The following is an 11522-nucleotide window of genomic DNA, read 5'->3' on the forward strand; positions in this document are numbered from 1 at the left end:
CGTGCCGGGAGTTGTGCGTGTATACTGACACTACTTGACAACACAATACCTGCGATGGCGTGGGTGTGCTTGCGTGCCTTGTTCCGTTTGGGGTGGCACGGCTACAGTGCGCCGCGTGGCAACCGACATAAGGAGTGTTCGTATGATGATCAAAGGTGTGGGCATTGGTCGTGGCGTAGCCGTGGGCAACGTGATTCGTATGGCGGAGCCGCTGGAGGAGCCGCTGGATGTGCCTCGCGCGCAGGAGATTACTGCCGAGGCGGAAAAAGAACGTGTCGCCAAGTCGATGGCGTTGGTCAATGAGGATCTGAATAAGCGTGCGCAGGCTGCCGCTAATGGCGATGAGGGCGCACAGAAGGCTGCTCCGATTTTGCAGGCATTGGCCATGTTTGCGTCTGATCCGTCGTTGGCGCAATCCATCGACGGGTTGATTGAAAGCGGCAAGACGGGTGAGCGTGCGGTACTGGAAGGCTTTGCCGCTGTCGAGGATATGTTCAGGGCGATCGGTGGTTATCAGGCGGAACGCGCCGCTGATTTGCATGATGTCGGACAGCGTGTAATCGCGGATTTGCGCGGTGTGCCTGCTCCGGGTGTGCCGTCCAGCGATACGCCGTTTGTGTTGGTGGCCGATGACTTGTCTCCGGCGGATACCGCTGCGCTGGATTTGGACAAGGTGCTGGCCATCGTGACCATTCAGGGTGGTCCGACGTCGCACACTGCGATTTTGGCGCGCGCTCGTGGCATTGTGGCGGTGGTGTCTGCCGCTGAGGCCGTGGAACTTGCTGATGGCACGACGGTGGTGGTGAACGCCGCCAAGGGTGAATTGACTGTGGATCCGAGCGCTGAGGAAATCGCCGCTGCGGAAGCCGCCAAGGCGCAGGCTGCCAAGGCCAAGGAGCTGCGCGGTCAGCCGGGCCAACTGAAGGATGGAACCCGTATTCCGTTGCTGGCGAACGTGGGTAAGCCTGAGGATGCTGACCCGGCGTTGGAGTACGGCGCGGAGGGTGTAGGTCTGTTCCGCACCGAGTTCCTGTTCATCGGCAATGCCGAGCCGCCGAGCGTCGAGGAGCAGACCGAGGCGTACGCCAAGCTGTTGAGCCGTTTCCCCGGCAAGAAGGTCGTGATTCGTATGCTCGACGCCGGTGCGGATAAGCCGCTGCCGTTCCTGACGCCGGAAGACGAGCCGAACCCTGCGCTGGGATTGCGTGGTTTGCGCACGCTCAAGGCGCATAAGGACGTGTTGGAAGGACAGCTGAAGGCGTTGGCCGCGGCTGATGCCCAGACGGATGCCGACCTGTGGGTGATGGCGCCGATGGTGGCTGACGAGCATGAGGCTGATTATTTCGTCAAGCTTGGCAAGTCCTTCGGTTTGAAGAAGGTCGGCGCGATGGCCGAGGTTCCTTCCATTGCGTTGATGGCGGACAAGGTAGCTCAAGTGGCGGATTTCGTATCCATCGGCACCAACGATTTGACGCAGTACACGCTGGCTGCCGACCGCATTCTTGGTTCGGTGGCGAACTATCAGACCGCGTGGCATCCTGCGGTGCTGCGTGCGATCAAGATGATTGCCGACGCAGGCAATGCCAACGGTATGCCGGTGGGCGTGTGTGGTGAGGCCGCCGCTGATCCGGATTTGGCAGTGGTGCTGGCTGGCTTGGGTGTGAATTCGCTGTCCATGACGCCGGTGGCCTTGGACGATGTGCGGGCTGAGTTGGCAAACGTCACCATGGAAGAGGCCAAGGCCAAGGCCGAGGCTGCGCTCAACGGCGATTTTTATCATCCGGCGCAATAGCGAACGCGTGCGCCGCATGCCCCTAGGAGTGGCGGTTGCCCGTACCGCTCTGCTCCGCGAGCGGTGGCGTTGCGCTGATCGGCATTGCTGACGCTGTTGCCGAGCGGTGTTCCTGAGCGTTGTTGTGAAACTGTCCGCCTGACCGGAAGAACGGTCAGGCGGACAGTCATATGTGGGGTGGTTCTCACCGTATTGTGACGGTTCTCACGTTGCTGATTGAGTATGTTGCTGGTGTCACGTCATAGTGATGCGCGATACTGGAGACATGAAGATTTCTGCTGATTTTCTCGTGATCCCGGACGCGTATGCCAAAGCGGCTCCGCCCGAGAATCGGCTGGCCGGACGGCCGATCGTGTCTCTGCCGTTCTACATTGATGATCTTGACCCCTCGGTACGTTACCTGCACTGGTGGTTTACGGATCCTGATTCGATTCCGGTGTGCGGTTTCGAATGGATTCACTGGTCGGTGGCGAACCTGCCGGTGGATGCGCTGATGTTTGATTTCAATGATTCGCACGCGCTGCAGATTCCCGCTGATTTTTCGCGCGCGCTGCCCTCGATGGTGCCCGAGGCTGTGCAGGGGCGCACCTCCGCAGCGTCAAAGTTTGTGGGAGAGACTGATCCCGGCGTCATCATGCGATACAACGGACCGCAGCCGCCGGACGCCGACCACGGATATCGTCTGCAGGTGTTTGGTACGCGCGAACCGCTGGCCGGGTTGCGGCAGGGCTTTTGGCTGAACGAAATGATGCATGCGCTGGATGCGGTGTCGCCTGATCCCGACGCTGCGGCCATCGTGCTCACTGGTCGGGCGTAGGGCATGAACGTCTCGCCGCGGCGCGATAGAATCGGAAACGTTTGCGCGTGTGGCCGTTTGGCGTTCGACGTGTAGCGTTCGATATGTTCGGCGGCTGTGCGTGACGAAGGTTTGGAACAACTAAGGAGCAGTAGGAGCAGGTATGGCGTGCACCACGATTTTGGTTGGTAAGGACGCGAGCTATGACGGTTCGACCATCATCGCCCGCAACGAGGATTCGGCGAACGGCGAGTTCTGCCCGAAGCGTTTTGTGGTGGTGACTCCGCGGGAGCAGCCGCGGCTGTATCGCAGCGTGCTCAGCCACGTGCAGATCGAACTGCCCGACGATCCCATGCAGTACACCGCCGTCCCGAATGCGGATCTGAAGGAAGGCATCTGGGGCGAGGCCGGCGTCAACGAGGCGAACGTGGCGATGAGCGCCACCGAAACGCTGACCACGAATGAGCGCGTGCTGGGTGCCGACCCGTTTGTAGAACTGGTGCCGGCGCATGGCAAGGAAGGCGACGCCGATTATCGTCCCGAAGTGCCGGGCGGTATTGGCGAAGAGGATTTCCTGACCCTGGTGCTGCCGTATGTGCGCACCGCGCGTGAAGGTGTGCGGCGTTTGGGCGCTTTGCTGGAGGAATACGGCACGTATGAGATGAACGGCGTGGCGTTCAGCGACGTCGAGGAGATTTGGTGGCTGGAAACTGTGGGCGGCCATCATTGGATCGCCAAGCGTGTGCCGGATGAGGCGTACGTGACCATGCCGAACCAGTTGGGCATTGACGAGTTCGACTTGGAGGATGCGCTGGGCGAACAGCTCGACCACATGTGCTCCGAGGATATGGCAGAGTTCATTGCCTCCAACCATTTGGATCTGGCCGTGGAGTCCACGTCGCCGCTGAATCCGCGTGACGCCTTCGGCTCACATTCCGATTCCGACCACGTTTACAACACGCCTCGTGCGTGGAGCATGCAGCGTTTCCTCAACCCGTATGACGAGATGTGGGACGGCCCGGACGCCGACCATCAGCCGTGGAGCGATAATATTCCGTGGGCTCGCCAGCCGGAACGCAAGATCACCATCGAAGATGTGAAGTATGTGCTGAGCTCCCATTACCAAGGCACGCAGTACGATCCGTACGGCAAGCTGGGTGACGAGCGTTCGCGGCACATGTTCCGTCCGATTGGCATCAACCGTCAAAGCCAGTTGGCGGTGTTGCAGATTCGCCCGTACCGTCCGCAGCCAAACCGTGCCGTGCAGTGGATGGCGTATGGATCCAACCCATTCAACACCTTGGTGCCGTTCTATCCGAACGTGGATACGACGCCGAAGTATTTGGAAGACACCACGACGCGCGTCACTACGGAAAACTTCTACTGGGCGAACCGTGTCATCGCCGCGCTGTGTGACGGCGCGTTCGCCGATACCGCCAACGCGGTGGAACGTTACCAGCAGAAGACCGGTGCGCTGGGTCATCGTCTGGTGGCGCACACCGACGCGCAGGTGGCCCGCCTGCTGGGTGTTGAGGCTTCTGGCGAAGACGTGGTGTCGATGGAGTTTTCCGCCGAGGACGGCGAGCGTGACGTCGATGCGATGGAACCGCAGGAAATCATTGAAGCCGTGCGCAACGAACGGGTGCGTGCAATCCTGCAGGACGCCAACCAGCGTATGGCGGACCAGTTGAAGGAAGCCACGGAAAGTCTGCTGGACTCGGTGTTGTACACCAGAAGCATGGCCATGAAGAACGGTTTCCACATGTCCGACTTCTAACCAACGCGCCGACGGCTCACACCGTCGGCGCTTCTCATTGTTTCCGATGTTCGACCACCCACAGAAAAGGAGCGCCACATGAGCGGCATCGAACAGTTCACCAGCCAATACGGAGTCTTTCGCAAGATCGACGCGTTTGGGTACATGGAGCAATTGGCTGCGAATCCCGACGCGCCACGCAAGCATGGCAAGGTAGTGTTGGTCACTGCTGATACGCCGTTGAAAGCGTCTCGAGGCGAAGGCAAAACCACCACAACGATCGCGTTGATTGACGCGCTGCGTGCGCGTGGCATTGATGCGGCCGCAGTGCTGCGTCAGCCGAGCATGGGCATCACCGCGGCAGGGTCCAAGGGCGGCGCTTCCGGCGGCGGCAAGGCATCGTTGACGCACCCGGAGCTGATTGATTGGGGTTTGACCGGTGAAATGGCGGCTATTGCGGCTGCGCAGAATCTGCTGGCTTCGTTTGCGGAAAAGGCCATCGACGAGGGTATGTTGGACACGGTGTTGGTGCCGCGCGTTTCTGAAGTGCCATCCCGTTCGCTGCGTGCCATTACGGTGGACGCCGGCAAGAACAACGTGGCCGAGCGCGTGGTGCTGACGCCCACGTGCGAGCTGATGCAGATTGTGGTGTTGTCGCGTTCGATGCAGGAAATCGCCGACCGTGTGGCAGCCATGATCGCGGGCACGAAGGACGGCAAGCCGGTCACGTTCGGCGAATTCATCGACCTGTGGCGCATTACCAATATGTTGGCGGGTGCGGTGCAGCCGGTGCTAACCGAGACGATGAACGGTTCGCCGGTGTATGTGCATGGCGGACCGTTCGCCAACGTGTCGTTGGGCATTCCGACGTTGGTGTCCGTGGAAATGGCGTGCTCGCTGCATGATGTGGTGATTGTCGAAGCGGGCTATGGCGCGGATGCTGGTGCGCAAAAGTGGCTGGATATTGCGTGCCGCGAGTATGGCGCGCAGTGGCCGTCTGCTGCAGTAGTCGTGACTCGTGCCTCGACATGGCGCGATGATCCGGCGTTGGCGTGGAGGTACCCGTTCCACGTGCAGCGTTTGGAAGGCTTGGATATTGCCACATTCCCGCTGGTCAATCTGTGGGAAGGTGAGGACGATCAGGTGCAGTCCTTGCGCAACACGGCCGCGGAGTTGGGCTTGCGCGAACCGGTGATGGGTAACCTGTATCGTGACGGCGGCGACGCGCTGGCACCACAGTTGGATGCGATGATCGAGACCCTGCAGTCGGCCGCTGCCCCTGCCGAACCGCATTCGCATCGCGGTATGGCGCTGGTGGAGAACGTGCGCTGGATTGCCGAACACGCGTACGGCGTGCCCGCCGATCGCGTGGTGCTGCGTGATGGTTTTACCGAATCCTTGGAGGAAGCGTCGGCGCTGTGCGAGGGCTTGGGCCGCAGCATCAGCGATATGGCGGTAGTGGCGGTGAAGTCTCCCGCCACCATGACGGATGATGATACGGCGCCGGCCGAGCAGCGCACGGTGACGTTGAAGAAGGTGGAGGTGCGCACGGGTGCCGGTGTGGTGCACGTGAACCTGACCACTTCGTTGACCACCCCGATGCCGAAGATCGTGTGACGCGGATACACGGAACATCGATATGCACGTGGGCCTGCCTTGGGAGATTTCCCTATGGCAGGCCCACATCGCATATGATCTCCTCGGCGCACGGACTGTGGTTCCGCCAGTGTGCCGTGGTGAGTAACGTCGGGGGATTGCAGTGGCTTCGGAACTTAGAAGTTGCCGCCGTTCCAGCCCCAATCGCCGGTGGCTGTGTAGCGAATGTACGTGCGGTCGGCCGGTACGCCCAGCTCGTCGCCCAACGCTTGCATAATCTGTTCGCTCATACGCTCCCACAGGCTGCGATCCACGTTTGAGCCCAGAATGTTGACTTCCACGTAAGCGGCGGGCTTGCTGTCGTCACCGCCGAAGTAAATCGGCATATTGTCTTCGAACGGGCACATCAGCCACCGTTCGGTTTTGCCTGGCAGCGTGGTGATGATCTTGCCGTAGGCGGTTTTGAGCGCCTCGCGCTGTTCGGGCGTGGTGGCGACGGATACGTGAGTATGAATGACTGGCATGGAGCCTCCTTGGTAATGCGCCGTGGCGCGTTTGGTTGATGGTCTCAGTGTATCGCCGTATCGTATGTATTGTGCATATTGGGCACCGCTGTATCGTGTGTTGCGGCGCTTTGTGTAACGGCGTTGCCTATATTGAGGATATCGTGTGTGATGTTGCCGCCCGTTTCGGATACGGTCAGTGCGGCTCGCTTTAATGGCTATGTGAACAAATTGATTGAGCAGGTAGTGAAATTTGGTGTCGTCGGTGTGGTGGCGTTTGTAATCGACTGGGGTATCCTCAATGTGTTGGTGGGATTGTTCCATATGCACAATGTGCTGGCGAGCACGATTTCGTTTTTGATTTCGCTGGTGTTCAATTATTTGGCAAGTATGAAATTCGTATTCACGCATCGCGAGGATATGGCGCGATGGATGGAAGTGGTGATTTTCGTACTCGTCGCTGCCGTGGGGCTGTTCATCAATGATGCGATTATTTGGCTGAGTACATTTGGTATGAACCATGATGCGTTTAACTCCCAGCATGCAGAGTACTTGTTGCGGACGAATATTGGCAAACTGATAGCCACTGTAGTGGTTGCAGTGTGGAATTTCATCATCCGCAAGTGGCTGCTCGATGACACGCGGGAACATGCGTTGCAGCGGCTGCAGGCGAAGGGTATGAGTGAGTCGGAGGCTGTGGCTCGTTGGGAGCAAGGGGTTTCGCATCGTCTTGGCGTATGGTCGTTGAAGCACACGCCGCGCGGCAAGGAGTAATAGCCGGCCTGTGTTTTGGTCGGCGAAGTGTGCTTTTCCAGTCTGCTTAGGAGTCCGCTGGGGTTTGTTGCCCGTGGTCTGTCTGGCGAAGTGTGCTTTTCCGTCTGATTGGGCGGCCTCCGGGTGTTCTGTTCGGCAAAGTGTGCTGTTACCCCACTGGTGGCTTTGCTTTTGTGCGCATATACCCCACTCGAAGGCCGAAATTGTGTCTTTGCCATACTCGTGGCGGCCTGAATCTGCCTCTACGGGTGTGGTAAAGGCACATTTTGATGCTGGGAGTTGGTAAAAGCACACAAATTCGGCCCTATCGGTGGGGGATATGCACAATTTCGCAAAGAGGGGACAGAAGAAGTCGCCCAGAATGCTGCACATGCACATTTTCGGAAAACGTATGGCACGGCAGCGGGGCAGATGGATACCGGATGTGATGTGACGAGGGCGGTGACGGTGATATGGCGACGCCCGTAGATTGCGGTTGCAATACTACGGGCGTTATCGTGAAGCGCTGAGACAAGTGGGCGGGGGAATCGTTTGATGAGCTGGTGTCGGCCACTGATAGGCCACTGATAGGCCACCGCCGAACACCTGTAGCTGCGCTGCCGCATGCAGTTGGACGCTGCCCTGCCCTGCTGGACGCTGTCCTGGTTCTGCCGGATGCTGTCCTGTCTTTGTCGAACGCTGGCCTGGTTCCACCGGACGCCGCGCTGCCCCGTTGGTCTGTCCCTGCCGAACGCCGGACTGGACCGACGTCCGGCTCCACATCTATCTCGGCAGCCGTATCGGTTGTGGCTGGAGTAAAGCCTGTTGGCACCCAGCTACACGCTGACTTGCATAAGCGTAGGTGTTTCCGTACTGCTCTTGATTTGGCGGAATCCGATGAGCGCGATGATCAGCGAACTCATGGCCAGCACGGTGACGACCATAAAGCCGCCGTGAGAACCCATCCGGTCGATGAACTGTCCGGCGATGGCCGAGCCTGCAGAGGAGCCGATGGAATTCATGGCGCCCATCCATGCCACTCCTTCCGTGAAGCGGGTTGGTGGCACGAGGTGCAGCATGAGCTGGTTGCCGTTGATCCATGTCGGCGCTTGGCACACACCGATGGTCAGATAGATGAGCATAATAACCCACAGGTGCTGGGCGAACAGGAACGATGCGATGCCGATGTTGACGACCGCAAGACAGAAATAGAACCGCTTCCATAGGGGAATCGTCCAGTTTTTCGCGCCGTAGACCAGCGCTCCGATCAATGAGCTGAACGAGAAGCATGCGAACACGAAGCCGGTGTATTGCTTCATATGCTGTTCGGTGGCAAAAGCGATGATGGAGATGCCGGTAGCTGACTGGAAAGCGCCGAGCGAGAACCAAGTAATGCATACGGCAATCATGCCTGGCCCCCAGATGGAAGTACGGGCAGCCGAGCCTTGCTCATGTTCCGTTGCTTCGCGCAATGCCGCAGCTTTGGCGGCTACCTGGGCGCGATATTCGGCACGAGTCATGCCCGCTTCCCTGGCCAGTTGTGTTTGCGACGGTGGTTCTGTAGTACGTTCGGTGAGGAACATCAATGCGCCGATGAGCACACAGGCCCCGGTAAAGGAGAACGCCAGCAGGCCCGAGATAACGGCTAGCGTGGACGCGAGTGGATTGCCGACCACCCACATGCATTCGTCGAATACTCCAGAAAGACTTAACGCGCGGTTGGTGCGCTCGCGATCGCCTTTGAGCAGATGGGTCCAGCGGCTGCGGCTCATGGCACCCCATGGTGGAATGGCGGCCATGAATGGAACGATGCAAAACAGAATCCATGGGGATACTCGAGCGGTGATGCAGGTGGTGAGCGCTGTGGCGGCAATCATCCACACGATGATCGTGGGGAAGGCGACCTGTCGCTGCCCGAATTTATCGACGAGTTTGCCAAGCAGCGGGCTGGCGACGGCTAGGCAGATGGCTTGTACTGCGGTAAGGGCGCCGGCGAGTGCGTATTCTCCGTAGTAGTGTTGGACGGAGATGGTGATGGTCATGCCGACCATGGGGAATGGCATACAGGCGATGACCGCGCCGATGGCATATCGCGCGGTATGCGGGATGCGTAAGAGTTCGGCGTATCCGCCGAAGAGTTTGTGCCCGAGTGTGGCGAGTGCGCCGATGGGCTTGCTGGACATGGCTACTCCTTGGACAATGCCGTAGGGCCGTCGTTGTGCGACGTTGCGTGGTTGTGATTATGGATGGCTGTGCTCGCGCCACGATGGGGGGTGGGTTGCTTGGTCTGTCCGGCTGTCATGGTGGCCCGTCACGCCTGTGTTCTTCACTAGAACTTTAACGATGTATCGCGTTCGACACGCGGCGAAAATTATCAAAAAAGTCATCATCATTACCTGCAGTGAGGTTGGCGCGATCAGTGTGGCATGGCTGGGAACGGTCCATGCTGTTGAGGTCCTTTCTTTGGGGCGGAGCCGCTATGATGGAACGCAGGTAATTGACTTCGCGACGAAAGGTGCATGAGCGATGACGGCTACGACGATTCACTTCATTCGACACGGCGAAGTGTTCAATCCCGATCACGTATTGTATGAGCGACTTCCCGGTTTTCATCTTTCGCAACGTGGTGTGCGCATGGCCGATGCCACGGGCCGTTATGTGGCGCAAAGCCCGCAAATGAACACGGTTGCCGCAGTGTATTGTTCGCCGTTGGAACGGACGCGTGAAACAGCGGAACATGTGGTGGAGGCATTGAATCGTACACGTGGGCAGCGAGGTGAGGATCCATTGCGGATTGTGTGTGATCGTCGGGTCATCGAGGCTCGCAATGAGTTCCGGGGCAAGCGCATTGGGTATGGTGATGGAGCGCTGTGGAAGCATGGGAATTGGCGTCTCGTGACGAATCTATGGAAACCTACTTGGGGCGAGAGCTACCGCCAGATCGCTTCTCGGATGAGTGCTTTCGCCCAAGATATGATTGGACGGCATGCGGGCGAACAGATTATTGTTGTCAGCCATGAATCACCGATCTGGTCTTATCGGCATATGTTGGAAACTGGCCATCCCGAACATAATATGCTGCTGAGGCATACCGCCCTGGCTTCCATTACGTCCATTACCTATGACTGCAGCAATGGCAAAGTGATGAGCATCACTTATGTCGACCCTGCGGGATCGGTCAAGTAGGAGCACAATAAAAGCATTAGCGTGTCGGCGGTTGTATACCGCCGCGCGCACATCGTCCAGCGAAGGAGCGAATGATCATGCAGATTGATGTGCAGCAGGCCTTGCGTCTGTCGGAAGAACCATATGTGCGTCAGGCGGCCGCCGCGGGTGCGTCATTGATCGGCCTATGGCCGCTCCATGATCCGTTGCGGTTGGACAACGACGCGAAGTATGCCGAGACCCTGCAGGTACGGTTGACGCGCATCATGGCACGTGTGCTCAGCGGTGAGGATGTGAGCATCGCCGATGCGGAATTCGTATACGAGGGAGCGGACGAGATTCCCGGGCGGCCCCAGGCCATAGTCGACGCACTCCTCGTCGCCAACGATGCCTACGATACTGTCGCCGCTTACGAGGATGACCATGACGCCGGCGTAATGGAGGATGCTGCGCGGCTGATCGCCCCAGACGATGCGGCATATTCGAACCTCTGCGCGGCTACGTCGCATGAGGTGCAGGAGGCGGTGCTTGCCGCATGTATGGAGTCTCTGGGTGCGGAATCGCGAGATATCGCGGAAGAAGACCGTGTGGCGTATCGCTTCGCGGTAATGCTTGTGGCCTGGGACGCGTTGTCTCGGGCTCTGGCGATCGCTGACGATGAGGCGGGAACCCGTCGGCGGTTACTTGCCGTGCTGATGTTCATGAATGAATTGAGCGAACGTGTAGCGGTGCCGCGTCTTGCAGTGACCGACGATGCTTTGCGCGGGCTGGCTGGGCATTATGCCGGTCATAGTGAGGATATCGCCGAGCCGGCACGCGTGCTGTCGAAGCTGGCTGGCGAAGAGTGGACGAAGCATTACGAGGACGTGTTATGGGATCCCGTCGAGGCGAAGAAGCGTGCCAAGGAGGAGGACGAACGCAAAAACAAGGAGGCGCTTGCGGCGAAGTTCGCACATATCAAGGACGATCCGAACAAGGAAGAGGTCGAGCTGTGACGGTTTTGGGTTGTGCGGAATGTCAAAACCCAACCGGCAATTATCGGCGAAACCAATAAAAAAGGGGCGCACGCCTCCTTGAGGGATTGTGCGCCCGGAAAAACAGGGCTAAGCCTACAACCGTCTGATTGTCAGCCACGCCAGCAGGAGCAGCAGGAGGAGAACC

The 11522-nt window shown here is 58.9% G+C and carries 9 protein-coding genes; 7 read left to right on the forward strand and 2 right to left on the reverse strand.

The genetic code is table 11. The features are described from left to right. Positions 1–142 precede the first annotated feature (142 nt). The 4 genes from ptsP (at position 143) to AC1AWK_RS00625 (ending at position 5961) form a co-directional block, all read left to right on the forward strand. On the forward strand, positions 143–1792 hold the full coding sequence (gene ptsP / locus AC1AWK_RS00610; protein ID WP_476567391.1) for a phosphoenolpyruvate--protein phosphotransferase: 1650 nt from the start codon (positions 143–145) through the stop codon (positions 1790–1792). Between the two features lie 265 nt (positions 1793–2057). Next, on the forward strand, positions 2058–2609 hold the full coding sequence (locus AC1AWK_RS00615; RefSeq protein ID WP_476567392.1) for a YbhB/YbcL family Raf kinase inhibitor-like protein: 552 nt from the start codon (positions 2058–2060) through the stop codon (positions 2607–2609). 142 nt (positions 2610–2751) lie between these two features. After that, positions 2752–4365, forward strand: coding sequence for a C69 family dipeptidase (locus AC1AWK_RS00620; RefSeq protein WP_476567393.1), 1614 nt, complete (start codon positions 2752–2754; stop codon positions 4363–4365). A gap of 78 nt (positions 4366–4443) precedes the next feature. Next, entirely contained in the window at positions 4444–5961 is a 1518-nt protein-coding gene (locus tag AC1AWK_RS00625; RefSeq protein ID WP_476567394.1) for a formate--tetrahydrofolate ligase, read from the forward strand. Between the two features lie 155 nt (positions 5962–6116). Here the strand turns inward: AC1AWK_RS00625 and AC1AWK_RS00630 are convergent, their stop codons facing one another. Then, the gene (locus AC1AWK_RS00630) at positions 6117–6464 is read right to left on the reverse strand and encodes a phenylpyruvate tautomerase MIF-related protein (protein WP_476567395.1); all 348 of its coding nucleotides are present in this window, start codon (positions 6462–6464) and stop codon (positions 6117–6119) included. A gap of 225 nt (positions 6465–6689) precedes the next feature. Between AC1AWK_RS00630 and AC1AWK_RS00635 the strand changes: the two genes are divergently transcribed. Continuing rightward, positions 6690–7217 (forward strand): GtrA family protein, encoded by a 528-nt coding sequence (locus AC1AWK_RS00635; RefSeq protein ID WP_476569486.1) that lies wholly within the window; start codon positions 6690–6692, stop codon positions 7215–7217. 815 nt (positions 7218–8032) lie between these two features. Here the strand turns inward: AC1AWK_RS00635 and AC1AWK_RS00640 are convergent. Next, complete coding sequence (locus tag AC1AWK_RS00640) at positions 8033–9379, reverse strand: MFS transporter (RefSeq protein WP_476567396.1); 1347 nt, start codon at positions 9377–9379, stop codon at positions 8033–8035. 343 nt (positions 9380–9722) lie between these two features. Here AC1AWK_RS00640 and AC1AWK_RS00645 point away from each other — a divergent pair, with 343 nt between their 5' ends. After that, positions 9723–10382 (forward strand): histidine phosphatase family protein, encoded by a 660-nt coding sequence (locus AC1AWK_RS00645; protein WP_476567397.1) that lies wholly within the window; start codon positions 9723–9725, stop codon positions 10380–10382. A gap of 71 nt (positions 10383–10453) precedes the next feature. Then, positions 10454–11356, forward strand: a complete 903-nt coding sequence (locus tag AC1AWK_RS00650) for a hypothetical protein (RefSeq protein ID WP_476567398.1) — start codon at positions 10454–10456, stop codon at positions 11354–11356. The last annotated feature ends 166 nt before the right edge of the window (positions 11357–11522 follow it).

The sequence above is a fragment of the Bifidobacterium sp. LH_491 genome (assembly GCF_056356495.1).

Coding starts and splice junctions, on each gene's coding strand:
- ptsP (WP_476567391.1), top strand. CDS start 143: ATGATGATCAAAGGTGTGGGCATTGGTCGTGGCGTAGCCGTGGGCAAC.
- AC1AWK_RS00615 (WP_476567392.1), top strand. CDS start 2,058: ATGAAGATTTCTGCTGATTTTCTCGTGATCCCGGACGCGTATGCCAAA.
- AC1AWK_RS00620 (WP_476567393.1), top strand. CDS start 2,752: ATGGCGTGCACCACGATTTTGGTTGGTAAGGACGCGAGCTATGACGGT.
- AC1AWK_RS00625 (WP_476567394.1), top strand. CDS start 4,444: ATGAGCGGCATCGAACAGTTCACCAGCCAATACGGAGTCTTTCGCAAG.
- AC1AWK_RS00630 (WP_476567395.1), bottom strand. CDS start 6,464: ATGCCAGTCATTCATACTCACGTATCCGTCGCCACCACGCCCGAACAG.
- AC1AWK_RS00640 (WP_476567396.1), bottom strand. CDS start 9,379: ATGTCCAGCAAGCCCATCGGCGCACTCGCCACACTCGGGCACAAACTC.
- AC1AWK_RS00645 (WP_476567397.1), top strand. CDS start 9,723: ATGACGGCTACGACGATTCACTTCATTCGACACGGCGAAGTGTTCAAT.
- AC1AWK_RS00650 (WP_476567398.1), top strand. CDS start 10,454: ATGATCATGCAGATTGATGTGCAGCAGGCCTTGCGTCTGTCGGAAGAA.